This window comes from Leisingera daeponensis DSM 23529, assembly GCF_000473145.1.
Classification (GTDB): domain Bacteria; phylum Pseudomonadota; class Alphaproteobacteria; order Rhodobacterales; family Rhodobacteraceae; genus Leisingera; species Leisingera daeponensis.
This window is the reverse complement of record NZ_KI421500.1, coordinates 2,277,484-2,304,113: the sequence shown is the minus strand read 5'-3', so window position 1 is coordinate 2,304,113 and position 26,630 is coordinate 2,277,484. Positions and strand designations below refer to the sequence as shown.

Below are 26,630 nucleotides of genomic sequence, written 5' to 3'. Positions count from 1 at the left end.
TCAGACCTGCTGTTCGCGCATGTCGGCCTTGTCGATGCCTGCCACGCGGACCGGCTTCTTCATGGCATCACGGCGGAACGGTTCGCCCAGCTCCTGATTGATCATCGCTTCGATCAGGGTGGTGGTGCCGTTCTTCTGGTCTTCGATCGCCTGGGCCAGCGCCGAGGTCAGCTCGTCCATGGTGCGGGCAACCACGCCTTTCAGGCCGCAGGCCTTTGCGATGCCGGCATAAGACACCTGCTGGTCCAGCTCGGTGCCGACGAAGTTGTCATCGAACCACAGGGTGGAGTTCCGCTTTTCCGCGCCCCACTGGTAGTTGCGGAAGACCACCTGCGTGATGGCGGGCCATTCGCCGCGGCCGATCGCGGTCAGCTCGTTCACCGCGATGCCAAAGGCACCGTCGCCGGAGAAGCCCACAACCGGAGTGTCCGGGTTGCCGATCTTGGCGCCGACAACCGCCGGCAGGCCATAGCCGCAGGGGCCGAACAGGCCGGGGGCCAGATACTTGCGGCCGGCCTCGAACGACGGGTAGGCGTTGCCGATGGCGCAGTTGTTGCCGATGTCGGAGGAGATGATCGCCTCTTTCGGCAGCGCGGCCTGAATGGCGCGCCACGCCATGCGGGGGCTCATCCAGTCCGGCTTGTCGGCCCGGGCGCGCTCGTTCCAGGTGGTGCCCGGATCGTCGTCCTCGTGGGTCATCTCGGTCAGCTGCTGGGCCCAGCGGGATTTTGTTTCCGCGATACGGTTCTTGCGCTCAGCGCGGCCCTCGTCGCCAGCGGTGCCGCTGAGCTGCGCCAGGATGCCCCGTGCCACTTTGGCGGCGTCGCCGATAATGCCGACAGAGACTTTCTTGGTCAGGCCGATGCGGTCCGGGTTGATGTCGACCTGGATGATCTTGGCATTGGCCGGCCAGTACTCCATGCCATAGCCCGGCAGGGTGGAGAACGGGTTCAGGCGGGTGCCGAGGCACAGCACCACGTCAGCGTCCTTGATCAGCTCCATACCGGCCTTGGAGCCGTTATAGCCCAGCGGGCCTGCAAACAGCGGGTGCGAACCCGGGAAGGCGTCATTGTGCTGGTAGCCGACGCAGACCGGGGCATCCAGGCGCTCGGCCAGATCCTTGGAGGCCTCGATCCCGCCCTTGGACAGGACAACGCCTGCGCCATTCAGGATCACCGGGTTCTTGGCCTCTGACAGCAGCTTGGCCGCTTCGGCCACGGCGGTTTCGCCGCCGGAGGGGCGCTCGAACTCGACAATGGCGGGCAATTCGATGTCAATGACCTGGGTCCACATGTCACGCGGGATGTTCAGCTGGGCCGGGGCAGAGGCGCGCTTGGCGTTCATGATCACCCGGTTCAGCACCTCGGCCACACGGGTCGGGTCGCGCACTTCCTCCTGGTAGCAGACGCAGTCGGCGAACATGCGCATCTGCTCCATCTCCTGGAAGCCGCCCTGGCCGATGGTCTTGTTGGCCGCCTGCGGGGTGACCAGCAGCAGCGGGGTGTGGTTCCAGTAGGCGGTTTTCACGGCGGTCACGAAGTTGGTGATGCCGGGGCCGTTCTGGGCGATCATCATCGACATCTTGCCGGTGGCGCGGGTGTAGCCGTCAGCCATCATGCCGCCGGAGCCTTCGTGGGCGCAGTCCCAGAAGGTGATGCCTGCGGCGGGGAAGATGTCGGAAATCGGCATCATGGCGGAGCCGATGATGCCAAACGCGTGCTGGATGCCATGCATCTGCAGCGTTTTGACGAAGGCTTCTTCGGTGGTCATTTTCATGGCGGGTTCTCCTGAGTGAGACGCAGAATTCCTCCGGGCGCGGAGGCCGGGAATTGACTCCGGTTTAGGGGGCGGCGCAGGACCGGGTTAGGGCCAGTTTTTCCGGCTGGTAAGGCCAGAGAGGCCCTCCCGCCCGGCGTTGCTCATCCGCTGGATGCGCTGCGCCCGTTGGGCCCGGCGCCGCCCGTGCCGGGCGGCGGGCGCCTGCGGCGCCAGTTGCTTCAATCCGCCCTTGTTTCCTAAAGCGCCGCCCCAGGCCGCCAGCCTGCGCCGGTTCATCCGGTCCGAACGGGCGAGGGAGCCGCCCGGATGTTTGCGGGGGCTCAGCCTTGCTTCAGCGCGCTCGCAAGCAGTGCGAGACCGGGTTCGATCCGGGTGGCGGGAATCGACGAATAGCCCAGCCGGTAGTAGTTCTGCTTGCGGTTTCCGGCGGCGAAAAAGGGCGCACCGGGTTCGATGATAACGCTTTTCTCCTTGAGCCGCTCTGCCACCGCCAAAGTGTCCACCCCTTCCGGCGCGCGCATCCACAAGGCAGAGCCGCCATAGCCGCCCACGCCTGCGATCTGAAGGCCGTGTTTGCGAATGGCCTCCTCGATCACCGCGCGGCGGTCGTGCAGGACCTTGGCGGTGCGGCGGATCTGCGCATCATAATGCCCCAGCGACAGGAAATAGGCCACCGTGCGCTGCACGTGGCCCGGCGGATGCCGCAGCACGCTGGCGCGCAAGGCCCTTGCCTGGCGGATAAACGGTTCCGATCCAACCAGATAGCCCAGACGCAGCCCGGGAAACAGCGACTTGGAGAAGCTGCCCGCATAGATTACCCGCCCTTCGGTATCGAGCGATTTCAGTGACGGCGAGGGAGCCCCGAGGAACGACATCTCAAACTCGTAGTCGTCCTCGACGATCACCGCGTCGATATCGCTGGCCCGCCGCAACAGTTGCTTGCGGCGTTCCATCGGCATGGTGAAAGTGGTCGGGCTCTGGTGGCTGGGGGTGCAGAAGATTACATCGGTGCCTTCCGGAATTTGTTCCGGCGGCAGCCCGCCTGCGTCCACCGGGATGCAATCCATCTGGCAGCGGGTCTGCACCACCTGATCGCGCAGGGTGTAATAGGCCGGGTCCTCCACCGTCGCCCGGCGCTTGCGGTTCAACAGCAGCTGGCAGGTGATCCACAGCGCGTTCTGCGCACCGAGCGTGATCAGGATCTCCTGTGGCCGCGCAGTGATGCCGCGCCGGGGCAGTGTGTGGCGGGCAATGTATTCGATCAAGAGCGGGTCGTCCTGGTCGAAATAGTCGTTTGCCAGCGCCGCGAAATCTTTCTGCCCCAGAGCCCTCAGCGCGCACAGCCGCCAGTTGGCGTGGTCGAACAGCGCCGCATCCGCCTGACCGTAAATGAACGGATAGCGGTAGTCGCGCCAGTCCTGCGGCTTGCGCGGCGTGTCCCCGCCGGTAAAACTGCGCGCCAGCACCTTGTCCCAGTCCATCGCATCGCCGGCCTTCTGCTGCGGCGTATAGGAGGGCGGCACCGGGGCGTTATCCGACACGAAATACCCCGACCGCCCGCGCGAAGTGAGGTAGTCATTGGCCAAGAGCTCGGTATAGGCCAGGGTCACGGTGATCCGGCTGATGCCAAGATGCGCCGCCAGCTTGCGCGAGGACGGCAGCTTCTCCCCGACGCGGAACCGGCCGGACAGGATGCCCTCGGCAATCATTTCCTGGATCTGCGCCTGCAGGGTGCCCTGGGCGTCCGGGTTGAGGAAGAATGTGTCGACGGAAATGGCCATGCGCGCCACCTTAGGGTGGACTTAAACGCGGTGCAATCTGGACTTAGGGCCGGTTTGGCGAATTCCGCGCCCTGGACTGGGTCCGACGGCCCGCCAGCGAGCGGCGGTCATCAAATGGTGGTTCCTGCGGTCCCGCACCGGTCTTGCAAAACGCAATTAAAACTATAAAACTAGTTTTATCGAATCAAATGGAGCAACATCATGCAATGGGAAGAAGCCGCACAGGGCTTTGCCGCGATGGGATCGGAGGCGCGGCTGCAGGTGCTGCGCTGCCTGATCCGGGCGGGCGAGGCCGGGCTGACGGTCGGGGACATCCAGCAGCGCACCGGCATTGCGCCCTCAACCCTGGCGCATCATCTGAAATTCCTCACCGGCGCCGGTGTGGTGGCGCAGGAGCGCGTGGGGCGGTCGACGGTCAGCCGCGCCGAATTCACCCGGCTGGAGGCATTGGCCGGTTTCATCCTCAGCGAGTGCTGCGCGGATGCAGGCGCAAGGGCAGCAAACGATGGCTGAGCTGACACAACACCCCGGCAAGGCAAAAACACTGGGCAACTGGCTGAAGACGCCTTGGGCGCTGAGCTTTGCACTGCTGGCTGGCGCAGCCACCCTTGATCCTGGCAACTTCCGGTCTGTCGTGGAATTCACCCTGGCCGCGCTGGGCAGCACCGCGCGCTATATCCTGTTCGCGGTCGTGCTGCTCGCCTACCTCAAGGCGACGGGGGCCGAGGCGATGGTGGCGCGCGCTTTTGAGGGGCGGGAGACGCGGATGATCCTGCTGGCGGCGCTGTTCGGCGGGCTGGCGCCGTTCTGCTCTTGCGAGGTGATCCCGTTCATAGCCGGCCTGCTGGCACTGGGGGCACCGCTGTCGGCGGTGATGGCCTTCTGGCTGTCCTCGCCGCTGATCGACCCGCCGACGCTGCTGATCACCGCGGGCGCGCTGGGCTGGCCCTTTGCGATCGGCAAGGCGGTGGCCGCGGTGGCGCTGGGGCTGTTCGGCGGTTTTGCCATCAAGCTGCTGCGGAGGCAGGGCGTTTTCACCAATCCGCTGCGCAAGCAGCAAAGCAAAGGCTGCTGCGGCTGCGGCGGACCCAAGCTGGACACCAAGCCGAACTGGCGGTTCTGGACCGAGGCAGAGCGCCGGGTGAAGTTCCGCGAAGAGTTCGTGTCCAATGGTCTGTTCCTGCTGAAATGGCTGGCGCTGGCCTACGTGCTGGAGTCGCTCCTCGTCCACTATGTGCCGGCGGAGGTGATCGCCGGGCTGGTGGGCGGTGAAGGCGTGCTGCCGATTGCCACCGCGGCACTGGTCGGGATGCCTGCCTACCTCAATTCCTATGTCGCACCGCCGCTGCTGGCGGGGCTGATGGAGCAGGGGATGAGCGCGGGCGCGGCCATGGCCTTCATGGTGGCAGGGGCGGTCAGCTCGGTTCCTGCGATGGCGGCGGTCTGGTCGCTGGTCAGACCGCAGGTATTTGCCGCTTACCTGGGACTTGGGGTGAGCGGCGCGATCCTGTCGGGCATTCTGTTCCAGCTGATCTGAGACAGCTGCGGCGGGCAGGGTTCTCCCGCCCGTCGCAAAGCAATCGGAGATTGCTCCGCTTCCGTTGGGCCCGGCGCCGCGCTGACGCGCGGCGCTGATTTTGCCGAGAGGGCTTTCAGAGGCAGAACTGTCTGCGCAAGGGCATGTCTGATCGCGTTCTGAGCAACCGCGTCACGGACAATCCGCCGGGCGGCGGGACCTTCGGCCTCCCTGACTGGCGGGCTTCAAAAAAAGCGCCCCGGCAGAAACCGGGGCGCAGGTTGTTCGTCCAACAGGGAGAGTGTCAGCCGAAGACTTTGGTCAGGGCCTTGTCGACCGCGTCGCAGATTGCGTCGATATCGTCTGCGGTGGCGATCAGCGCCGGGCTGAAGCACAGGGTGTTGTTGCGCCCCGGCAGCGAGCGGTTGGTCACGCCGATGATCACCCCCTGCGCGCCGCATTCCGCGACAACCTGCTGGGCCAGCTTCTCGTCCACCGGCTCTTTGGTGTCGCGGTCCTGAACCAGCTCGGCACCCAGGAACAGGCCCTTGCCGCGCACGTCGCCGATCACGGCGTGCTTTTCCTGAAGCGCGCGCAGGTTGTTCAGCATCCGCTCACCCATGGCAACGCAGTTGTCGAGGAGGTTCTCGTCCTCGATGATGCGCATGTTTTCCAGCGCCGCTGCGGGGCCCGCGGTGCAGCCGCCGAAGGTGGAGATGTCGCGGAAGTAGTTCATCGGATCGCCCGCGTCGTCCTTGAACATCTCAAAGACTTCCTCGGTGGTCACCATGCAGGCAATTGCCGCATAGCCGGAGGCGACGCCCTTGGCCATGGTCACAAAGTCCGGCTTGATGCCGTACTGCTGGTAGCCGAACCATTTGCCGGTGCGGCCGACACCGCAGACCACTTCGTCGATGTGCAGAAGGATGTCGTACTTCTGGCAGATCTCCTGCACGCGCTCCCAATAGCCTTCGGGCGCCTCGATGACACCGCCGCCTGCGGTCACCGGCTCCAGGCACAGGGCGCCAACGGTCTCCGGGCCTTCGCGCAGGACTACCTCTTCGATGGCGTCTGCGGCGGCGATACCGAATTCGCGGCCGGACAGGTGCTCCAGGCCCAGCTCATGCTTGCGGTATTCCATGCAATGCGGCACGCGGACGAAGTCCGGCGCAAAGGGGCCATACTGCGCGTTGCGCTCGTCCTGGCCGCCCGCCGACATCGCCGCCAGGGTGGAGCCGTGATAGTCGCGGTCGCGGTACAGAATTTTGGTCTTCTTGCCGCCGTATTTCTTGTGGGCGATCTGCCGGACCATCTTGAAGGCCTTCTCGTTGGCCTCCGACCCCGAGTTGGTGTAGTAGACGCGGGTCATGCCCGGCATCTTGGAGATCAGCTTTTCTGCAAACAGCGCGCCAGGGATGGAGCCGGCCGAGTTGGCGAAATAGCAGACCTTCATAAGCTGGTCGTAAACCGCCTTGCAGACGCTTTCGCGGCCATAGCCGACGTTGACGGTCCAGACTCCGCCGGAGACCGCATCCAGGAATTCCTTGCCGTTCTGATCCCAGACACGCATGCCCTTGCCTTCGACAATGATGCGCGGATCCGCGCTTTCCAGCGCCTTGTGCTGGAACAGGTGGTGCCACATGTGGGCCTTGTCGGCCTCCACCACGCGGGAGAGATCGTTTTCGTTGAACGTGCCGTCCATGACATGTCCTTTCGGCGTTGGAAGTGAATCGGGCTGCCCGGCACCCTACACGGGCTTTCAGGCGTATTGTGTACCAGAAACGTCAGTTTTGCGGAATTCGTTAGGGCCAGAGCATTTGCTTGCTTAGGTCCAGAGGCCGCATCCCGGAGCAAGGCGGCGGCGGGCCGCAGACGCGGGCGGATAAAACAAATGTTCTGAGTCTGCCTTCTTGAGACCGGATGTGCCGCCGGGCCAAGCTGCGGACATCCCGGATACGAGTCGTACCGGGTCAGGCGGCAACGGAGGAGAGCGGTGGAATACAGTTTGATGGTGGCGCCCAACGGGGCCCGGCGGGGGCGCGGGGATCACCCGCAGTTGCCGGTGACGCCGCAGCAGACGGCGGAAACCGCGGCGGCCTGTTTCGCTGCAGGTGCCCATGCGCTGCATCTGCATGTGCGCGATGATGACGGGCGGCACTCGCTGGATGCTGGGCGCTACCGCGAAGCCCTTGATGCGGTGCGGGAAAGCGCGCCGGAAATGGCGGTGCAAATCACCACGGAAAGCGCGGGCATCTATGACGTGGCCGCCCAGTCCGCCTGTCTGGAGGCGCTGCGCCCGGCAGCGGCCTCTGTCTCGGTGCGGGAAATGGCGCGGGATCCGGAACTGGCCGCGCGCGCCTACGCCTTATGTGCGGAGGCGGGAACGCGGGTTCAGCATATCCTCTATCGTCCGGACTGCATCGCCCGGCTGCGCGCCTGGTATCAGGAGGGTGTTGTCCCGGCTGCCATGCGCCATGCGATCTTTGTCTTGGGCAAATACACTCCGCCGGTTCTGGCCCGGCCCGAGGGGCTTGCAGTCTTTCTGGACGCTGCGGCGGATCTGCGCCTCACCTGGGCTGCCTGCGCCTTTGGCCGCCATGAACATGCCTGCCTGCTGGCGGCGGTTGCCGCCGGAGGGGATGCGCGAATCGGATTTGAGAATAACATCGAAACACCGCAGGGCGGGCTGCTGGCAGACAATGCGGCCTCGGTCGCCGCCTTCGTTCAGGCCGCAAAGGCCCAGGGCCATACCCTCAAGGAGCGCTGATCATGAGTCATGTCTTTCCCCGCCATACGAAGGCCAGCCTGCCCACCGCTGTCGCCGGTGACGGCTGCTATCTGATCGACGCGGAGGGCAAGCGCTATTTCGATGGCTCCGGCGGCGCCGCGGTCTCCTGCCTCGGACATTCCGACGCCGGTGTGATCCAGGCGGTGCAGGAGCAGGTCGGCAAACTGGCCTTTGCCCATACCGGCTTCCTCACCTCTGAACCGGCTGAGGAACTGGCGGACCTGCTGGTCGCCAACGCGCCGGGGGACATCGACCGGGTCTATTTCGTCTCCGGCGGGTCGGAGGCGACCGAGGCTGCCATCAAACTGGCCCGCCAGTACCACTTGGAGCGTGGCGAGCCGCAGCGCCGCCATATCATCGCGCGCAAGCAGAGCTACCACGGCAACACCCTTGGCGCGCTGGCGGCAGGCGGCAACGAATGGCGCCGCACCCAGTTTGCACCGCTGCTGATCGGCATCTCCCATATCTCGCCCTGCTACGAATACATTGGCCGGAGTGAGGGTGAGAGCAGCTATGACTACGGCCAGCGGGTGGCGAATGAACTGGAGGCCGAAATCCTGCGTCTTGGTCCCGACACCGTGATGGCCTTCATGGCGGAGCCGGTGGTCGGCGCCACTTCTGGCGCAGTGCCGGCGGTTGACGGCTATTTCAAGCGCATCCGCGAGATCTGCGACCAGTACGGCGTGCTGCTGATCCTGGACGAGGTGATGTGCGGCATGGGCCGCACCGGGCATCTGTTCGCCTGCGAGGCGGATGGTGTGGCGCCCGATATCCTGTGTATCGCCAAGGGTCTGGGGGCAGGCTACCAGCCGATCGGGGCAATGCTTTGCACCCGCCAGATCTATGAGGCGATCGAGCATGGGTCCGGTTTCTTCCAGCACGGCCACACCTATATCGGCCACCCTGTCGCTACCGCTGCGGGTCTTGCCGTGGTCAAGGCGATGCTGGAGCGCGGCCTGGTGCAGCGCTGCGCGGAAATGGGAGAGAAGCTGCAGGCGGCGCTGGAGGAGCGTTTCGGCCAGCATCCCAACGTGGGCGACATCCGCGGCCGCGGCCTGTTCCGCGGGGTGGAGCTGGTGGCCGACCGCGCCACCAAGCAGCCGTTTGATCCTGCGCTGGGACTGGCCGGACGGATCAAGACGGCAGCCTTCCGGGCCGGGCTGATCTGCTACCCGATGGCGGGCACCCGCGACGGCCGGAACGGCGACCACATCCTGCTGGCGCCGCCCTTCATCATCACGGAGGAGCAGATCACCGAGGTGGTGGACAAGCTGGAAACCGCGATCGCCCAGTGCCTTCCGCAGGGGTGAACCAGACTGGTTCAGTGTCCTTTCGCCTGCCGCGCCAGCGGCAGGCACGCGTCCGCCCGTCCCACAGCGGGCGCGTTCAGCACCCGCCCGGGCGAACGCTCAGCGTATTGATCTGCGCCTAAGCGTTTTCCCGAAATTCCGGGCCGTCAAAACGCCTTTGCTGCCTGTCCCAGTTGCTCCAGAATGCTGGCGTAGTTCTCAACCCCTTGCGCACCGGTCACCAGGTGGCGGCCATTGAACACCATGGCAGGCACGCCGCGGATGCCTTGCTGCATCCAGAAAGCCTCGCGCTGGCGCACGTTTCCCGCGTGTGTGCCGCTGTCCAGGGCAGCACGAGCCGCGGCGCCGTCCAAGCCGAGGCTTGCGGCGGTCTCCACAAGCACCTCCGGGTCGGCGACATTCCTGCCATCGGTGAAATAGGCCTGCAGCAGCGCCTGTTTCATCTCGTGGCCCTGGCCTTTCTCTTCGGCCCATTCGATCAGCTGATGCGCCTGAAAGGTGTTGTAGATCCGCATCCCGTCAAAGAAGCGGAAGGTGAAGCCCAGGGCCTCGCCCAGTTCCGTCAGCTGCGCCCGCACCTGGGCCGACTGCTCTGCGGTGCTGCCGTATTTCGCCGCCAGATGCTCGCGCAGGTCCTCGCCTTCGGGGGCCATATCCGGGTTCAGCTCAAACGGCTGCCAGTGGATGTCCAATGCCACCCCGGCGCGGCGGGCGGCAAAGGCTAGCTGGTGGTAGCCGACCGCGCACCAGGGGCAGACCACGTCGGAAATGATATCGACCCGCAGGGCGGGGCTGTGGGCGGTCTCTGTCATGGCGCGTATCCTTGGATTTCCAGTGCTTCGCAAGGACATGGGGGCGCAGGCGCTGGAAAGCAACCGCTGCCCCCGGGGCCTTGCCCGGGTGCGCAATCTGCGCCAACGTGATGCGGTCCGGACAGGATGCGGTCACAATTCCCGGTGGCCGCCTGCCTTCGGACGGAGCCGCTTCCGCAGCTTGACCTGCAAGAAAGAGACCGCAATGTCCCGCATCGACCCGCTGTTTTCCCCTTCCCCCCGGGCCAGCCTGCTGTCACAGCCGATCCCGCTGGAGCGGCTGGACCGCGTGTCGCAGGAGCCGGGCATCGTCCTTTGGATCAGGCGCGACGGCCTGACCGCGCTTGGCTTCGGCAGCGGCGCAGGCGCGCAATGATCCTCTGCTGCGGCGAAGCGCTGATCGACATGATCCCAGGCGAAACCGCTGCGGGGCAGGCGGCATTTGTCCCGCATGGCGGCGGCGCGTCATTCAATACCGCGCTGGCGCTTGGCCGCCTTGGCGTGCAGGCAGGGCTGTTAACCGGGCTGTCCTCAGACGTGTTCGGGCAGCAGCTGACGCAAGCGCTGGCGGAGGCTGGTGTGGATACCTCGCTGGCGGTCGTCAGCCCCAGGCCTTGCACCCTGGCCTTTGTCCACCTGACGGGCGGGGACGCCAGTTACAGTTTCTTTGACACCGGTTCCGCCGGCTCGTCGCTCACCCCGCAGGCGCTGCCGGACTTGCCGGACAGCGTGGCTGCGCTGCTGCTCGGCGGTATCAGCCTGTGCAACCCGCCCGCGGCAGACGCCTATCTGGCGCTGGCGCAGCGCGAGGCTGGCCGCCGGCCTGTGATGCTGGATCCGAACGTGCGGGCCGGGTTTTCACGCGATGAGGCCGCCTACCGCGCGCGGCTGGGGAAAATGGTGGCGCTTGCGGATATCGTGAAGGTCTCCGAGGAGGACCTTTCCTGGCTGTGTCCCCGCGGGGATACGCCCACCAAACTGCGCGGCCTGTTTGCTGCCGGGCCGAAACTGATACTGCTGACCCGCGGCCGGGAAGGGGCCGAGGCCTATCTGCCGGACGGTCAGGTTGTGACCGCCGCGGCGGTGCCTGTCACTGTTGCTGACACGGTCGGGGCGGGTGACACCTTCAACGCGGGCTTTCTCGCGATGGCGCAGGAGCGGGGGGTGCTGAAGGCGGCGGCATCCGGGGAAATTGCCGAACCGGACCTGAAGGCCTGCCTGCACTTTGCCGTGAGGGCGGCGGCGGTGTCGGTTTCGCGCGCCGGCGCAAACCCGCCGTGGCGCGCGGAAGTGCCAGACTGATTTTGCGCTGGCTTAACTTTTGCCGAGCCTGCTGGCGTCGCGCGCCAGAGCCTCGATGGCGCCCCAGTCGCCGGCCTTGACCAGATCGGCGGGGGCCACCCAGCTGCCGCCGGCGCAAACCACATTGGGCAGGCTCAGGTAGGTTCCGGCATTGGCGGGGCTGATGCCGCCGGTGGGGCAGAAGGAGATCTGCGGCAGCGGCGCGCCGATGGCTTTCAGCGCCGGGGCACCACCCGAGGCTTCAGCCGGGAAGAACTTGAGCATTCCGTATCCGCGGGCCAAGAGCCGCATCGCCTCGGTCGCGGTGGCCGCGCCGGGCAAGAGCGGCAGGCCGATCGCTTCGCAGGCGTCGAGCAGGGCATCGGTCGCGCCGGGGGAGACGCCGAACTGCGCGCCGGCCTCCTTGGCGGCTTCGGCATCCTTGGGGGTGATCAGGGTGCCGGCCCCGACCACGCCGCCCTTCACCTGCGCCATCTCCCGGATTACGTCCAGCGCCGCGCCGGTGCGCAGGGTGACTTCCAGCGCGGGCAGGCCGCCGGCAACCAGCGCCTCGGCCAAGGGGCGGGCGTGGGCCGTGTCGTCCACCACCAGCACCGGCATCACCGGCGCCATGGCGCAAATCTCGCAGGTGCGCAGGCTGGCGTCCTGTGGGGTTATCCGCATGGCTTACACTCCAAACACGCTGGCGCCTTCGTCGGCCGAAGCGACCGAGCGGCGGAACAGGGAAAACAGCTCACGCCCGGTGCCGTGCTGATGGGCGCTGAGGTCGGCGGTCGCTGGCTCGCGCTCCAGTGCGCCTTCGGTGAGAACTTCCAGTGTGCCCTTGGCCGCATCCAGCCGCAGCAGGTCGCCGTCCTGGATCCGGGAAATCGGCCCGCCGTCCAACGCTTCAGGCACCACGTGGATCGCTGCCGGCACCTTGCCGGAAGCGCCCGACATCCGGCCATCCGTGACCAGCGCCACCTGCTGGCCGCGGCCCTGCATGATGCCGAGGAAAGGGGTGAGGCTGTGCAGTTCCGGCATTCCGTTTGCCTTGGGGCCCTGAAAGCGCACCACCACGATCACGTCGCCGGTCAGCTCGCCCGCCTTGAAGGCGGCCTTGGCCTCCTCCTGGTCGTGGAAGACGCGGGCGGGGGCTTGGACCACGTGGTGCTCCTTCGCCACCGCCGAGACCTTGATGACCGCGGTGCCCAGATTGCCGGTCAGCCGCTTCAGTCCGCCGGATTTCTGGAACGGCGCATCCGCCGGGCGCAGCACGGCGTCGTTCAGGCTCTGCCCCGGGCCTGGGCGGAAGGTGAGGCCGTCTTCCGTCAGAAAAGGTTCCTGCGTGTAATGCTCCAGCCCGTCGCCCGCGACCGTTCTGGTGTCCGGGTGCAGGAGGCCGGTTTTCAGCAGCTCGCCGATCATGTAGCCCAGCCCGCCAGCCGCGTGGAAATGGTTCACGTCGGCCAGACCGTTGGGATAGACCCGGGCCAGAAGCGGCACCACGTCGGAGAGGTCTGCAAAGTCCTGCCAGTCCAAAAGGATGCCGCCTGCCCGCGCCATGGCGATCAGGTGGATCAGCAGATTGGTCGAGCCGCCGGTGGCCATCAGCCCGACTATGCCGTTGGCATAGGCTTTCTCGTCCAGCACGTCGCAGACCGGGGTGTAAGTGTTGCCAAGGGCGCTGAGCGAGAGCGCACGCATGGCGCCTGCCACCGTCAGCGCCTCGCGCAAGGGCGTGCCGGGGTTCACGAAGGACGATCCGGGCAGGTGCAGCCCCATGAACTCCATCAGCATCTGGTTGGTGTTGGCGGTGCCGTAGAAGGTGCAGGTGCCGGGGCCGTGGTAGGCGGCCATCTCGGCCTTCAGCAGCTCCTCGCGGCCGATCTCGCCAGCGGCGAATTTCTGGCGGATATGCGCTTTTTCGTCATTGGCCAGGCCGCTGGTCATGGGTCCTGCGGGCAGGAACACCGCTGGAATATGGCCGAACGCCTGGGCGCCGATCACCAGCCCCGGCACGATCTTGTCGCAGACCCCGAGAAACACCGCAGCGTCAAAGACGTTATGGCTGAGCGCGACGCCGGTGGCCATGGCGATGGTGTCGCGGGAAAACAGGCTAAGCTCCATCCCGGCCTCGCCCTGGGTGACGCCGTCGCACATCGCGGGCACCCCGCCCGCCACCTGCGCGGTGCCGCCCGCTTCGCGCACAGCATCGCGGATCAAAGCCGGGTAGGTCTCAAACGGCTGATGCGCGGACAGCATGTCGTTATAGGCCGTGACAATTCCCAGATGCCCCTTGGAGGCCTCTGCCAGTGTCTGCTGGTCCGGTCCGGTGGCGGCATAGGCATGGGCCTGGCCGGAGCAGGACAGATGCGCGCGCGCAGGCCCCTTGCCGCGGGCCGCGCGCATCCGTTCAAGATAGGCTGCCCGCGTGGTTTCGCTGCGGGCGATGATGCGGTCGGTGACGGCGGCCAGTGTGGAATTCAAGGTCATGTGGGGCCTTTGTAGCAAACTGCGGGGGCAAAGGGGAGGGCGGCTGTCTCAGGTTCCGATACTGCGCCAGCGGCGGCCGTCGCGGTGAATCAGCAAAAGCGAGTCATCGGGCCCGGCGCTGCCGCTGTCATAGGGCTGCGGGGCTTCGCCGGTGTCTTGCCACCCGGCTATGATCGGATCGGCCCAGGCCCAGGCGGCCTCGACCTCGTCCCCGCGCATGAACAGGGTCTGGTTGCCGCGGATCACATCCATGATCAGCCGCTCGTAAGCGTCCTGCGGACGCCCCGATTCCGGCAGCTCGTCAGCAAAGGTCATGTCCAGGTTGGCGCCGGTCAGCCGCATGCCGCCGGGGCCGGGGTCCTTTATGGTGGTCTTCAGCGTGATGCCCTCATCCGGCTGCAGCCGGATCACCAGCACGTTGCCATGCACCGGGCCGGAGCCTTCGAAGATGTTGTGCGGCGGGTCGCGGAAATAGACCGCGATCTCGCTCACCCGCTCTCGCAGGCGCTTGCCGGTGCGCAGATAAAAGGGGGTGCCGGCCCAGCGCCAGTTCGCCACCTCCACCTTCAGCGCAATATAGCTTTCGGTGCGGCTGGCGGGGTTGCCCGCGTGATCGCGGTAACCGTCCCCGGCCTTGCCGCGGTACTGGCCGCGGGCGATGCTGGTTTGCGCCACCGGGCGCAGCGCTTCGATCACCTTGACCTTTTCGTCGCGCACCGCGTTGGGGGCGAAATGGGCGGGTGGCTCCATCGCGGTCAGGCACAGAAGCTGCATCAGGTGGTTCTGCACCATGTCCCGCATGGCACCGGATTTGTCGTAATATTCCTCGCGCCCCTCTATGCCGATGCTTTCGGCCACGGTGATCTGCACGTGGTCGATATGAGAGGAGTTCCAGAGGGGTTCGAACAGCGAATTGGCAAACCGCAGCGCCATCAGGTTCTGCACCGTTTCCTTGCCCAGATAATGGTCGATCCGGTAGATCTGCTGTTCCTCGAAGTGGTCCCGCAGCGCCGCATTCAGCGCCCGGGCCGAGGCGAGGTCATGGCCGAACGGCTTTTCCAGCACGATCCGGCTTTCGGGCGTCGCGATGCCGGTTTCGCTGAGGCGGCGGGCGATGTCGGGAAACAGGGCCGGCCCCACCGACAGGTAGAAGGCGCGGACCGCATCGTCGCGCAGTTTCCCGTGAATCACATCCCAGCCGCTCTCGCCCCGGGCGTCCACCGCGGCATAGTCCAAAAGCGCGGTGAAGCCGGCGATTTCCTCGGCCGTGGTCTCCACATCCTGGCCGAATTCGCGGATGGCGCCGGCGGTCTGGCTGCGGAATTCTTCTGCGGTCATTTCGCTGCGCGAGCTGCCGATGATCCGGCATTCCGTGTTGAACTGGCCGATCTGGAACCGGTGGAACAGCGCCGGCAGGATTTTGCGGCGGGCCAGGTCGCCGGTCGCGCCAAACAGCACGAGGTCAAAGGGCTGGACGGGGATGACGCGGGAAACCATTGATTTTACATCGCTGTTCCATTGAGGGCCAAAGGCCGGGCCATTGTGCCGCCTGGGGCAGGGCAATTCAATTGCCTCCGCTGGCCCGAGGCCGGTTAAAGTTGAGTTATCGCTAACATATTGTCCTGCAGCATTCCATCGGGAAATTGCCCGTTGAAGCAGGTGATGGATAAGCTGGATGATACGCACACAGAGACCCCGGCGCCGCGGCACGCAGAAACCCGTTTCCCGTCGCGGGAAACGGCTCGGAAAACATGCGGTTTCCGGCCGGAATGCGCGCCGGTTTCCGGTTCCTAGCTTGCGGGGCGCTTTCGCCGGGTTGCGATTTGATCAAATCTTGCAGCAAGGCGGCGCAGCGGCTAAGCATACCGGCAAAGACGATGGCACCAACAGGGAGGAGTGCCCATGACCCCGCTTGCAGGCCTCAAGGTGGTTGAACTTGCCCGCATCCTGGCCGGGCCCTGGATCGGCCAGTCGCTGGCGGACCTCGGTGCCGAAGTGGTGAAGGTGGAAAGTCCCGACGGCGACGATACCCGCAAATGGGGGCCGCCCTTCATCGAACGCGATGGCGACAAGTCGGCCGCCTACTATTATGCCGCCAACCGCGGCAAGGACTGTGTGACTGCCGACTTCCGGACCGAGGAGGGCAAGCAGGCGGTTCTTGAACTGATCAAGGATGCCGACATCCTGATCGAGAACTTCAAGGTCGGCGGGCTGAAGAAATACGGGCTGGACTATGACAGCCTCAGCAAAATCAATCCCCGTCTGATCTATTGCTCCGTGACCGGCTTTGGCCAGGACGGGCCTTATGCCAAACGGGCGGGGTATGATTTCCTGCTGCAGGGCATGTCGGGGCTGATGTCGATCACCGGCGCGCAGGACGGGCAGCCGCAGAAGGTCGGTGTTGCGATCACCGATATCGTCACCGGGCTTTATGGCACGATCGGCATTCTGGCAGCGGTAGAGCAGCGCCACCGGACGGGCCGCGGCCAGCATCTGGACATGTCGCTGCTGGATTGCGCCACGGCCCTGCTGGCGAACCAGGCAATGAACTATTTGGCGACCGGCGACAGCCCCACGCGGCTGGGCAATGACCACCCGAACATCGCACCCTACCAGGTGATGGCGGTGAAGGACGGCCATGTGATTCTGGCGGTGGGCAATGACGGGCAGTTCCAGCGGCTGTGCGATGTGCTGGGGCTGGCGGAGGCCAAGGCCGATGAGCGTTTCCAGACCAACCAGATGCGGGTCGCCAACCGCAAGGCGCTGACAGCGATTCTGGAGCAGGTTCTGGCCGGGTGGACGCAAGCGGATCTTCTGGCGGCGCTGGAGGCGGCGACGGTGCCTGCGGGACCGATCAACACAATAGGGCAGGCTTTCGAGGATCCGCAGGTCAAGCACCGGAAAATGCAGATCGCACCGGAGGGGGTGCCGGGGGTGCGGGGACCGTGGAAGTTCTCGGACGCGGAACTGGCGCTGGAAAAGTCGGCGCCGAAACTGCCGGAATAACCGTGCCGATGCCAATTGAAGGGGCATCCGGCTCCGCCCCGGCGGCTCGGTGCGGGTGCGGCCGGATCGGGCAGGAAAACGAAAAAAATCAGCGGCGTTCCTAGGCTGGCCGTCTCGGTTAGGGGCTAAACCGCGTCAGTTCGCTTACATCCGCTCACAAATGCTCCCTTTCCTTCGGCGGCTGATCTGGAGAATTTGCTGAGTGTGGCCAATGCCAAACCAACGACAGGAATATTTCCATGCCCGGCGCTTACCGCATCATTGAGAACACTTGGATCCCTCTGCCGGACGGTCGCAGGCTGTCGGCGCGGATCTGGATGCCAGAGGGCGCGGGGCCGTTTCCGGCGATCCTGGAGTATCTCCCCTACCGCAAGCGCGACGGCACCGCGCCCCGGGATGAAACCACGCACCCGGTTTTCGCCGCCGAAGGCTATGCCAGTATCCGGGTGGACATTGCAGGCACCGGCGACAGCGAGGGCGTGTTTGACGATGAATATTCCGAACAGGAGCTGAGCGACGGCGAGGCGGTTCTGGCCTGGATCGCGGCGCAGGATTGGTGCGGCGGCAATATTGGCATGATCGGCATCAGCTGGGGCGGATTCAACGGTCTGCAGCTGGCCTTCCGCCGTCCGGAGGCGCTGAAGGCGGTGGTGTCGGTGGCCTCGACCGTGGACCGCTACGCCGACGACATCCATTACATGGGCGGCTGCCTGCTGAGCGACAACGCAAACTGGGGCAGCCAGATGTTCGCCTATCAGTCGCGGCCTGCGGATCCCGAGCACCGGGCGGATTGGCGCGAGGACTGGATCAAGCGGATTGAGGGGATGCCTTTCATGGCTGCGGAGTGGCTGCGGCACCAGACGCGGGGGGGCTTCTGGAAGCACGGGTCGGTTTGCGAGGACTGGACGGCGATCCAGGCGCCGGTCCTGGCGATCACCGGCTGGGCCGATGCCTATGTGAATGCGCCGCCGGCGCTGGCGGCCAATCTGACCGTGCCCGCCAAGGCCATGATCGGCCCGTGGGAGCACCGCTATGCCCATATCGCCAAGCTGGATCCGGCGGATTTTCACGGCGAGGTGCTGCGCTGGTTCGGCAAGTGGCTGAAGGGCGAGGAGACCGGCGCCGAAGACTTGCCGGATTATCGCGTCTTCATGCAGGAGCACTTCAACCCAACCATGCAGAACAAGCCGCGCCGGGGCCGCTGGGTGGCGGAGGCTGAATGGCCCTCGCCGAATGTGCGGGACCGGGTGATGCATCTGGGGCAGGGCGTGCTGGCGGATCAGCCGGGCAGCGGTGTCACCGTAGTCAGCAACCCCGCGACTGTGGGGCAGGCCTCCGGCTATTTCTGCCCGGGTATGCGGTTTGACAATGAGCTGGCGGGCGATCAGGCGGAAGATGATAAGCTGTCCTCCTGTTTCGACACCGCACCCCTGACCGAGCCGCTGGAACTGCTGGGCAGGCCGCGGCTTAAGGTGACGTTCAGCGCCGACAAACCGGTGGCGCAGCTGGTGGCGCGGTTGTGCGATGTCTCGCCCGAAGGCGTGTCGCAGCGGATCACCTTCCGGCCGCTGAACCTGACATGCCGCAACGGGTACGAAACGCCGGAAAGGCTGGTGCCCGGGCAGCGCTATGAGGCGGAGATTGAGCTGAATGAATGTGCGCACCGCCTGAAACCGGGGCATGTGCTGCGGCTGGCGCTGTCGGCCTCCTATTGGCCGGTTGTGTGGCCCGCGCCGGAGGCCGCGGAGGTGACGCTGCATCTGGAGGCGTGCGCCCTGATCCTGCCGGAACGCAAGGCGGAACAGGAGATCGAACCGCAAAACCCCGGCGCGCCGCGGGAGTATCCGGTGCTGCAGGCCGAGCAGCTGCGCGCGCCTGGCGGCACTTCCAGAACCTGGACACGGGAGGACGGCGCGCTGGTGCTGGATACCTTTGACGATTACGGCAAGGCGGTGGACCCTTATCACGGCATGTGCGCGGGCAGCCATGTGACCATGCACTATGAAGTGCATCCCCAGGATCCGGCCACGGCGGCTTTTGCCAGTGACTGGACTTTCGAATTTGAGCGCGGCGGCTGGCAGGTCGCGATCGAGACCGGGAACAAAATGACCTGCGACCGGGAGAACTTCTATCTTTGGCGCAAGGTGACCGCTTACGAGGGCGCAGATCGGGATGTGGTGCTGACCAGGGAGTGGCAGGAAACGATTCCCCGCGGCGTGCTGTAAACCGGGGCGTGATGCGGGCGGATTTTCGGCAATTCGTCCGCATTTGCCCCGGTTTCGCCACAGTGCGTTACCGAAAGCACACAGGCCCTTAACCATTTAATTGCAAATTCAGCTCTTAGCGTCCCGCCGTTGCCCTGCCTGCGCCGGATCGGTCAGTATCTCGGTTAACGAGCGGTTAACAAACAGATTTGAGGGCGAGAAAGTGCAGCTTTCCGTTGTTGTGCCCTGCTACAACGAAGAAGAGTCGGTTCCCCTTCTGGTGGAGCGGCTGGTGCAGGCCATTGAACCATGGGCGCAGGACGCCGAGATTATCCTGGCGGATGACGGCTCCAGCGACGGCACCTGGGCAGCGATTGAGGCGGCCCATGCCAGGCATCCGGTGGTGCGGGGCATACGGCTGTCGGCCAACCGCGGGCATCAGGTGGCGCTGACCGCGGGGCTGGAGGCTGCGCGCGGCGCGCGGATCTTTATGCTGGACGCAGACCTGCAGGACCCGCCGGAGATCCTGCCCGATATGATGATGATGATGGACCGCGGATATGACGTGGTTTACGGGCGCCGGGCCGAACGGCAGGGGGAAACGCTGTTCAAGAAGGCCACCGCCTTTTTGTTCTATCGTTTCCTGAACACGCTGTCGGATGTGGACATTCCCAAGGACACCGGCGATTTCCGCCTGGTCAGCCGCCGGGCGCTGGATGCGGTTCTGGCGATGCCGGAGCGAGCGCGGTTTATCCGCGGCATGTTCGCCTGGGCGGGGTTCAAACAGATCGGGCTGGAGTATGTGCGCGATGCGCGGGTCGCGGGCGAGACGAAGTACCCCTTCCGGGCGATGCTGCGCTTTGCCACCGACGCGCTGACCGGCTTTTCGACCAAACCGCTGAAGATGGCGACACGGCTGGCGTTCCTGAGCCTTTACGTGACCTTCCTGATGGCGGTTTACGTATTCCTGTCGCTGGTCCTCTACAACACCGCGCCCGGCTGGGCGTCAATGCTGCTGGCGATCTCCTTCTTCTCCGGAATTCAGCTGCTGACGCTGGGGATCATGGGGGAATACATCGGGCGGCTGTACATGGAGAGCAAGCAGCGCCCGATGTATTTCCTGTCGGAGGAAACCGGCGGCGGCGCCTCCGCTGAGCCGTTGCAGATCGAGCCCGCGCCGCTGCGCAAGGAAGCGTCGTGAGCATGGCGGACACCGGGCAGATCCTGCGCTTCTCCATCGTCGGCGCGACGGTCGCGGGGCTGTATGTGCTGGCCTATACCGCGCTGCTGGCCGCGGGGACGGAGCAGGGTGCAGCCAATGCGCTGGCCTTTTCTGGTGCGGTTGCGGTGCAATATGTGCTGCAAACCTGGTGGACCTTCCGCCGCCCTTTGGGCCTGCCGGATCAGATGGCGCGGTTTGCCTGCACCATTGCTGCCGGTTTTGCCGTTTCGGCGCTGATCACGGGTTTCATCGGCCCGGCGCTTGGCTGGGCGGACTGGCTGTCCGCCGCAGCCGTCACGGTGATCTTGCCGGTTCAGAATTTCATCATCTTCCGCCTCTGGGTGTATGCCGCGGCTGGCTGACTAAAGTTCGGAGCAATCATGTCCCATATCTATTCCAACGAGTTTTATGACTACATCGACCAGGGCGCGCGCTCCTCGGCGCAGGCGATGATTTCGGTGGTTCAGCCTCATCTGCAGGCGGGCAGCGTATTGGACCTGGGCAGTGGCCGCGGCGTGTGGCTGAGCGAGTGGATCAAGGCCGGTGTGACAGATGTGGCTGGCGTTGACGGCGATTATGTCGACCGCGACCGGCTGGCGATCCCGCGCCAGCAGTTTCACGCCGCTGACCTGACCAAACCCTTTGACCTGGGCCGCAAGTTCGACCTGGCGCAGAGCCTTGAGGTGGGGGAGCACCTGCCGGAGGCAGCCTCGGAGAAGCTGGTCGGCAGCCTGACCCGCCACGCCGACCGGGTGCTGTTCTCGGCCGCGGTGCCGGGGCAGGGGGGCGAGTTCCATATCAACGAAAAACCGCTGTCCTTCTGGCAGGAAATGTTCGCCGCGCGCGGGTTCACCGCCTTTGACTTTGCCCGCCCCCGGCTGAAGCACATGCAGGGCGTCGAGCCTTGGTACCGCTATAACACCGTGCTTTATGCCAACGCCGCGGGCCGGGAAGGGCTGCCGCAAGAGGTGCTGGCAACCGAAATCCCGGCGGGGCAGAAGGTGCCGCTGGCGGGCAGCCTGGGCTGGCGGATGCGGCGCGGCATTGTCTCGCTCATGCCGCAGCCGATGGTGACCAGAATCGCTCAGGGCCGCGCCGCTGTGCTGGCCCGCCGCGCCCGCCGCCTGCAGGAGGCCGCGGGATGACACTGGCCTCTGCCGGCAGCAGCGTTGCGCCGCGGCGCGCCCTGCCGCAGCTGCCGGTCACGGTGGCAGCGGTCTTTTCGATGCTGCTGCTGACCGCGCTGTTCCAGCTGCCGGATCCGATGATCCGGCATGATGACTACCCCGCGCTGCTGGCAGATCCATCGCTGTTTTACTCAAAGACCCTGACTGAGGGGCGCTGGGTGAATTACCTGTGGCACCTGCGCGGTTTCGTGACGCCCGCCTGGCTGAATTTCCTCGCCTATCAATTTCTGTGGGCTGTCTACCTTGGCTGCCTGGTGCACAACGCCTTTGGCCGGGAAGCAGAGATCTGGCAGCGGGTGATGGTAGCACTGATTGCTGGTCTCGGCCTGCCTTGGGTGCTGATTTCATTGTGGTTCAATACGCTGATCCCCGGGCTGGCGATTGTTGCGCTTTACGCTTGGCTGGCCACCCGGCTGAGCGAGCGGGCCTGCCGCTGGCTGATGCTGGTGTTTGTGCCGGTTTCGCTGATGGCCTACACCACCTATCCGTTCCTGATCCTGGCGCTGAGCCTGACACGCGCGGGCGTCGCGCGCTCCGCCAGGGATCTTGCGGGGCTGCTGGCGCTGTTCATTGCCAGTTTCGCGCTGGGCATGCTGGCAATCTATTCGCTGAACTATGCTGTGCATGGGGTGTTCGGCGTGCCGATGGCGGAATGGCGCAACCCCAGTCCGGCCCGGGATCTGGCGTCGGCGCTGGAAAACTCCAAACTTGCCTGGCAGTTCCTGGTCAGCCTGGCGCAGAAGGGGGCCTATAACAACACGGTGCTGGTGCTGTTGCAGTGGGGCTTGCTGGCCTGCGCGGTTTGGGGCGTGCTGCGGCAGGACAAATGGCGGGCGATTTACCTGCTGTCCGGGGCAGCGCTGGGGCTCGCGCTGATTTGCCTGCAGGTGATCCGCAGCGGTATCGACATGCCAGTGCGCTCTGGCGGGTTCCTGTGGATCTTCGGGGCCATGTTCATCGGTCTGTTCGTCTTGACGCTGCGCGACAGCGGGCGGCCGCGGCTGAGCCGGAACCTGCTGTTTGCCGTGACCGCGGTCCATGTGATCTTTGGCGGGCTGACCCACCGGGTTCTGTCTGAATGGCACAGGGTGAGCCGGGTAATGGCAGCGGAGCTGGCTGAAGGGCAAGGTCCGGTGTACGTCACCGGCACCTATCTGTCGCTGGAGGCAGCCCGCAAATCGGATCTGCAAAAGCACCACTCGGTTGCGTTCCGCCTGCACTATCTCACCGGGCGCGAGATTGTAATGTGCGAAAGCCGTCCTGAAGATTGCACGCAACTGCCGGAGGAATTGCGCGCCGGTTTGCTGGGCCGGACAGGCTTCGAGGTGCGCCAGATCGACGGCGGTTCTGTACTGATGCTGTCGCCCGAGGCGCTGCGGCAGGACAAGCTTGAAGCGGCCCGTCAGCTGCGTCAGGCGGATTAGCGAAACAGATCGGGCAGGCAGGTGAGGGCCTGCCAGCCGCAGCTTGCCCGCTTTGGAAAATCAGAAGTCGAGGCCCAGATCGAGGGTTCGGGCCGAATGGGTGAGCGCACCGGAAGAGATGTAGTCGACGCCGGTCGCTGCCACTTCGGCAATGCGCTCCTGCCGCATGTTGCCGGAGGCCTCAGTCACCACCTGGCCCCTGGCCATCTCGACTGCTTTGGCCAGCGTGGGCGTATCCATGTTGTCGAGCAGAACCACATCGGCGCCGCCGGTGGCGATGACCTCGGCCAGCTGATCCAGGGTGTCGACCTCAATCTCGACCTTCATCATATGGCTGACGCTGGCCTTGGCGGCGTCGAGCACGGCCTTGATCCCGCCCGCAGCGGCAATGTGGTTGTCCTTGATCAGGATCGCATCCGACAGGCCGAAGCGGTGGTTAAAGCCGCCGCCGTGCAGCACCGCCTGTTTCTCGGCGATGCGCAGGCCCGGTGTTGTCTTGCGGGTGCAGGTGATGCGGGTGGCGGTGCCCTTGGTTTGCGCGGCAAAGGCCGCGGTCAGGGTGGCGATGCCTGTCAGCCGGCCGGCAAAGTTCAGCGCAACACGCTCCCCCGACAGGATCGAGGCGGCGGAGCCTTCGATGGTCATCAAGGTGTCGCCCTTCTTGCAAGGGCTGCCGTCGGACAGGAGGGTGTCCACCTTCAGCCCGGCATCGACCAGGTGAAAGGCGATGCGGGCGATTTGCATTCCCGACACCACGCCGTCCTCGCGGGCGTTCAGCCGGGCGGCGTAGGTGGCAGAGGCCGGGATCACCGCGCGGGTGGTGATGTCACCGTTCTGGCCCAGGTCCTCCATCAGGGCGGCGCGCACCATCGGTTCCAGGATCAGGTCGGGCAGGGTGGCGAAGTGGGTGCTCATGTCAGTTCCTTCACGGCCTCGGCGCGGATGGCCAGGGCCTCGTCCAGGGTGATGCGGGTGCGGTGGGCCTGCGCGGGGTCGGCCTTGGGGAAATCGTCGCGGAAATGGCCGCCGCGGCTCTCTTCGCGCCTTAGCGCGGCGGCAGCGATCAGCGTGGCGGTGGCGCACATGTTGATGAAGTTTTCGTCTGCCGCCTGTTCGGCCTCAAGCCGGGCGATGGAGGCCAGCGCTTGTTTCAGGCCGGCGCCGGTACGGCGCACCCCGGCGTGGGCGGTCATGGTCTGCCGCAGGCTTTCCAGCGCAGCCTGATCCATTTCCTGTCCGCCTTCCGGAAAACTGGGGCGGACGTCTTCTGCGTCTGGCGGGCTGTCCAAAGAGGCCATGTCCTGGGCCGCGTTGCGGGCATAGACCAGCGCCTCCAGCAAACCGTTGGAGGCGAGCCGGTTGGCACCATGCAGGCCGGTGGAGGAAGCCTCGCCGCAGACCCAGAGATGTTTCAGGCTGGTGCGGCCTTTCATGTCGGCCTCGACCCCGCCCATGTGGTAGTGGGCGGCGACGGCAACGGGGATCGGCTCCTGCACCGGGTCGATGCCCGCACGGGCGCAGGTTTCGGCGACCGTTGGGAAGCGGGTCAGCACCTCGGGCCCGAGCGCTGCGCGGGTGTCGAGCATCGGGCGGCGGCCAGCCTGGGTTTCGGCAAAGATGGCGCGCGCAACGATGTCGCGGGGTGCAAGCTCTGCATCCGGGTGCGCGGCCAGCATGAAGCGCTCGCCAGTTGCATTAATCAGCACCGCGCCTTCGCCGCGCAGGGCCTCGGTCGCCAGCGGCGCGGGGTCCTCGCCGATGTCAAAGGCGGTGGGATGGAATTGCACGAATTCCGGATCCGCGATGCGGGCGCCCGCGCGCGCGGCAAAGCCGATCACCTGGCCGCGGATGCGGGGCGGGTTGGTGGTGTGGGCATAAAGCCCGCCGGAGCCGCCGCCCGCCAGCAGCACGCCGGGTGCCTTGATCAGCACCGGGGCTGAGGGCGCGTCGGCGCGGGTGATCCAGATGCCGGTGACGGTGCTGCCCTCGGCCTCCAGCCGCACGGCCTGGGTGTTTTCCAGAACCTGCACAGAGGGGGCTGCGCGGACCGCGGCAATCAGCGTCCGCATGATCTGATCGCCAGCCTGATCGCCCTTGACCCGCACCACGCGAGCGGCGGAATGGGCGGCTTCGCGGCTCATCACATAATTGCCGTCGGCGTCGCGGTCGAAGGGGGTGCCAAGCTCGGTCAGGTCGACGATATGCTCGCGGGCCACCCGGGTGACCATCGCGGCGACCTCCGGGTCGACGGTGCCGGCACCGGCCTGCAGAGTATCCGCGGCGTGGGCTTCCGGCGTGTCGTGATTGGCCATGGCAGCGGCCACACCGCCCTGCGCCCAGGCTGAGCTTGCGCCTTCCCCCAGGGTTTCGGGAGAGATCACCAGGACCGGCCTGGGGGCCAGCTCAAGCGCAGCGTACAGCGCGCCCAAGCCTGCGCCGGCAATGACAATGCGGCCGGTTTCGACCACGGATCAGATGCCCAGTTTCTGCGAAAGGTCGATCATCCGCTGCACCGCGACACGCGCCTTTGCGGCCACTTCGGGATCAACCTCGACCGGCTCGGTCATGGTGTGCAGCGACCACAGGACTTTCTCCAGCGTGATCTTCTTCATGTAGGGGCACATGTTGCAGGGGCCAACAAACTCCACCTCAGGCAGCTGATCGGCGATGTTCGAGGCCATCGAGCATTCGGTGATCAGCAGAGCTTTTTCCGGCTTTTCGTCGGTCACGTATTTGACGATACCGCTGGTGGAGCCGGAGAAATCGGCCTCGGCCACAACATCGGGCGGGCATTCGGGATGCGCGATCAGCCGGGTGCCCGGGTTCCACTCGCGGAAATCGCGCAGGTCCTTGGCGGTGTACTGCTCATGCACGATGCAGGAGCCCTCCCACCAAACGATGTTCTTTTGCGGAACCTGCTGGGCAATGTTCTGGGCCAGGTACTGGTCCGGCGTCATGATGATGGTGTCTTCTTCCATCGCCGCAACGATCTGCGCGGCGTTGGAGGAGGTGCAGCAAATGTCCGACGCGGCTTTGACCTCAGCCGTGGTGTTCACATAGGTGACGACCGGCGCGCCCGGGTAGCGGCGGCGCATTTCCGCGACACCTTCGGCGGTGATGCTCTCGGCCAGGGAGCAGCCAGCCTCCATGTCGGGGATCAGCACGGTTTTCTCCGGGCTCAGGATCTTGGAGGTTTCGGCCATGAAATGCACGCCGCACTGCACGATCACGTCGGCCTCGACCCGGGTGGCCTCAATCGCCAGTTGCAGGCTGTCGCCGACAAAGTCCGAGATGCCGTGATAGATCTCCGGCGTCATGTAGTTATGCGCCAGAATCACCGCGTTGCGCTGCTTCTTCAGCTCCAGAATCGCCGCAACGTAAGGCGCATGGGCGGCCCATTCGATAGGGTTCACCACGCGGTTCATACGCGCGTAGATGTCTGCCATCTGTTCGGCCAAGGCCGGGTTGGGGGCCAGATCATAGTGGGCGGCGAGCTGATCCCGCATGGATTGCAGGTCGAACATGGCGTTTCCTCAAGGTTGCGTCCAGGGTGACACTTTGGGCGGGGGTTGTTTCACGTTCAAAACGCGCACGCAAGCGCGCGTGAATGGATTTGCGGCCAAATGCGGTGATTTGGCGCTAACAGGCGGCATGGGCCGGAGTGCCCTTGCCGGAGGACCCCGCCGGAGCCGGGGTTTCAGTGCTAAGCCTTTGACTGACCGGGTTGATATGGTGGTGAAACGGGCCTTTTTCCAGAGCTCTGCCGTTTTTAGCTGTTCCAATGCCTCCTCCTGTGATTTTGAAATCCGTCAGAGGGTGTTAGA

22 protein-coding genes are annotated in these 26,630 nt (G+C 65.3%); 12 read left to right on the top strand and 10 right to left on the bottom strand.

Annotated elements, in window-relative coordinates:
* Together xsc and pdxR are read right to left on the bottom strand one after the other, a co-directional pair.
* Positions 1-1,776 carry a sulfoacetaldehyde acetyltransferase gene (gene xsc, locus DAEP_RS0111680; protein ID WP_008556753.1) on the bottom strand — a complete coding sequence of 592 codons (1,776 nt, stop codon included), beginning with the start codon at positions 1,774-1,776 and terminating at the stop codon, positions 1-3.
* Between the two features lie 323 nt (positions 1,777-2,099).
* Entirely contained in the window at positions 2,100-3,560 is a 1,461-nt protein-coding gene (gene pdxR / locus DAEP_RS0111670) for a MocR-like pyridoxine biosynthesis transcription factor PdxR (protein WP_008556769.1), read from the bottom strand.
* Positions 3,561-3,761: 201 nt separating this feature from the next.
* Between pdxR and DAEP_RS0111665 the strand changes: the two genes are divergently transcribed.
* Together DAEP_RS0111665 and DAEP_RS0111660 are read left to right on the top strand one after the other, a co-directional pair.
* The gene (locus DAEP_RS0111665; protein ID WP_008553801.1) at positions 3,762-4,073 is read left to right on the top strand and encodes an ArsR/SmtB family transcription factor; all 312 of its coding nucleotides are present in this window, start codon (positions 3,762-3,764) and stop codon (positions 4,071-4,073) included.
* Complete coding sequence (locus DAEP_RS0111660) at positions 4,066-5,097, top strand: permease (protein ID WP_027244783.1); 1,032 nt, start codon at positions 4,066-4,068, stop codon at positions 5,095-5,097. Before DAEP_RS0111665 ends, DAEP_RS0111660 begins: the two co-directional genes overlap by 8 nt.
* A gap of 283 nt (positions 5,098-5,380) precedes the next feature.
* Here the strand turns inward: DAEP_RS0111660 and DAEP_RS0111655 are convergent, their stop codons facing one another.
* A complete protein-coding gene (locus DAEP_RS0111655) occupies positions 5,381-6,778 on the bottom strand; it encodes an aminotransferase family protein (protein WP_008555668.1) in 1,398 nt (465 codons plus the stop codon).
* Between the two features lie 306 nt (positions 6,779-7,084).
* On the opposite strand from DAEP_RS0111655, the gene DAEP_RS0111650 reads away from it, so the two are divergent.
* A complete protein-coding gene (locus DAEP_RS0111650; RefSeq protein WP_027244782.1) occupies positions 7,085-7,843 on the top strand; it encodes a beta-keto acid cleavage family enzyme in 759 nt (252 codons plus the stop codon).
* A gap of 2 nt (positions 7,844-7,845) precedes the next feature.
* Positions 7,846-9,174, top strand: a complete 1,329-nt coding sequence (locus tag DAEP_RS0111645; protein ID WP_027244781.1) for an aspartate aminotransferase family protein — start codon at positions 7,846-7,848, stop codon at positions 9,172-9,174.
* Between the two features lie 146 nt (positions 9,175-9,320).
* On the opposite strand, the gene DAEP_RS0111640 is transcribed toward DAEP_RS0111645, so the two are convergent.
* Positions 9,321-9,986, bottom strand: a complete 666-nt coding sequence (locus DAEP_RS0111640; RefSeq protein ID WP_027244780.1) for a DsbA family oxidoreductase — start codon at positions 9,984-9,986, stop codon at positions 9,321-9,323.
* A gap of 205 nt (positions 9,987-10,191) precedes the next feature.
* Here DAEP_RS0111640 and DAEP_RS23955 point away from each other — a divergent pair, with 205 nt between their 5' ends.
* Entirely contained in the window at positions 10,192-10,362 is a 171-nt protein-coding gene (locus tag DAEP_RS23955; protein WP_154665054.1) for a hypothetical protein, read from the top strand.
* Positions 10,359-11,288 carry a carbohydrate kinase family protein gene (locus DAEP_RS0111630; RefSeq protein ID WP_027244778.1) on the top strand — a complete coding sequence of 310 codons (930 nt, stop codon included), beginning with the start codon at positions 10,359-10,361 and terminating at the stop codon, positions 11,286-11,288. Before DAEP_RS23955 ends, DAEP_RS0111630 begins: the two co-directional genes overlap by 4 nt.
* 12 nt (positions 11,289-11,300) lie before the next feature.
* Here DAEP_RS0111630 and eda read toward each other — a convergent pair whose 3' ends face one another.
* Genes eda through zwf form a run of 3 tightly spaced genes read right to left on the bottom strand, consistent with a single transcriptional unit; the run spans position 11,301 to position 15,260 of the window.
* Positions 11,301-11,951, bottom strand: a complete 651-nt coding sequence (gene eda, locus DAEP_RS0111625; RefSeq protein WP_027244777.1) for a bifunctional 4-hydroxy-2-oxoglutarate aldolase/2-dehydro-3-deoxy-phosphogluconate aldolase — start codon at positions 11,949-11,951, stop codon at positions 11,301-11,303.
* A gap of 3 nt (positions 11,952-11,954) precedes the next feature.
* The gene (edd, locus tag DAEP_RS0111620) at positions 11,955-13,763 is read right to left on the bottom strand and encodes a phosphogluconate dehydratase (protein ID WP_027244776.1); all 1,809 of its coding nucleotides are present in this window, start codon (positions 13,761-13,763) and stop codon (positions 11,955-11,957) included.
* Positions 13,764-13,811: 48 nt separating this feature from the next.
* Positions 13,812-15,260, bottom strand: coding sequence for a glucose-6-phosphate dehydrogenase (gene zwf, locus DAEP_RS0111615; RefSeq protein ID WP_027244775.1), 1,449 nt, complete (start codon positions 15,258-15,260; stop codon positions 13,812-13,814).
* A gap of 405 nt (positions 15,261-15,665) precedes the next feature.
* On the opposite strand from zwf, the gene DAEP_RS0111610 reads away from it, so the two are divergent.
* From DAEP_RS0111610 to DAEP_RS0111585, 6 genes are all read left to right on the top strand, one after another.
* Positions 15,666-16,769 (top strand): CaiB/BaiF CoA transferase family protein, encoded by a 1,104-nt coding sequence (locus DAEP_RS0111610; RefSeq protein WP_027244774.1) that lies wholly within the window; start codon positions 15,666-15,668, stop codon positions 16,767-16,769.
* A 239-nt stretch (positions 16,770-17,008) separates the two neighbouring features.
* The gene (locus tag DAEP_RS0111605; protein WP_027244773.1) at positions 17,009-18,994 is read left to right on the top strand and encodes a CocE/NonD family hydrolase; all 1,986 of its coding nucleotides are present in this window, start codon (positions 17,009-17,011) and stop codon (positions 18,992-18,994) included.
* A 202-nt stretch (positions 18,995-19,196) separates the two neighbouring features.
* A complete protein-coding gene (locus DAEP_RS0111600) occupies positions 19,197-20,174 on the top strand; it encodes a glycosyltransferase family 2 protein (RefSeq protein ID WP_027244772.1) in 978 nt (325 codons plus the stop codon).
* A gap of 2 nt (positions 20,175-20,176) precedes the next feature.
* On the top strand, positions 20,177-20,557 hold the full coding sequence (locus tag DAEP_RS0111595; protein ID WP_027244771.1) for a GtrA family protein: 381 nt from the start codon (positions 20,177-20,179) through the stop codon (positions 20,555-20,557).
* Between the two features lie 18 nt (positions 20,558-20,575).
* A complete protein-coding gene (locus DAEP_RS0111590; RefSeq protein WP_027244770.1) occupies positions 20,576-21,340 on the top strand; it encodes a class I SAM-dependent methyltransferase in 765 nt (254 codons plus the stop codon).
* On the top strand, positions 21,337-22,806 hold the full coding sequence (locus DAEP_RS0111585) for a hypothetical protein (RefSeq protein WP_027244769.1): 1,470 nt from the start codon (positions 21,337-21,339) through the stop codon (positions 22,804-22,806). Before DAEP_RS0111590 ends, DAEP_RS0111585 begins: the two co-directional genes overlap by 4 nt.
* A 60-nt stretch (positions 22,807-22,866) precedes the next feature.
* Here the strand turns inward: DAEP_RS0111585 and nadC are convergent, their stop codons facing one another.
* Genes nadC through nadA form a run of 3 tightly spaced genes read right to left on the bottom strand, consistent with a single transcriptional unit; the run spans position 22,867 to position 26,330 of the window.
* Positions 22,867-23,721 carry a carboxylating nicotinate-nucleotide diphosphorylase gene (gene nadC / locus DAEP_RS0111580; protein ID WP_027244768.1) on the bottom strand — a complete coding sequence of 285 codons (855 nt, stop codon included), beginning with the start codon at positions 23,719-23,721 and terminating at the stop codon, positions 22,867-22,869.
* Positions 23,718-25,274 carry an L-aspartate oxidase gene (locus DAEP_RS0111575; RefSeq protein WP_008556621.1) on the bottom strand — a complete coding sequence of 519 codons (1,557 nt, stop codon included), beginning with the start codon at positions 25,272-25,274 and terminating at the stop codon, positions 23,718-23,720. The genes nadC and DAEP_RS0111575 overlap by 4 nt, the downstream gene beginning before the upstream one ends.
* Before the next feature lie 3 nt (positions 25,275-25,277).
* Positions 25,278-26,330, bottom strand: a complete 1,053-nt coding sequence (nadA, locus tag DAEP_RS0111570) for a quinolinate synthase NadA (protein ID WP_027244767.1) — start codon at positions 26,328-26,330, stop codon at positions 25,278-25,280.
* Between the last annotated feature and the right edge of the window lie 300 nt (positions 26,331-26,630).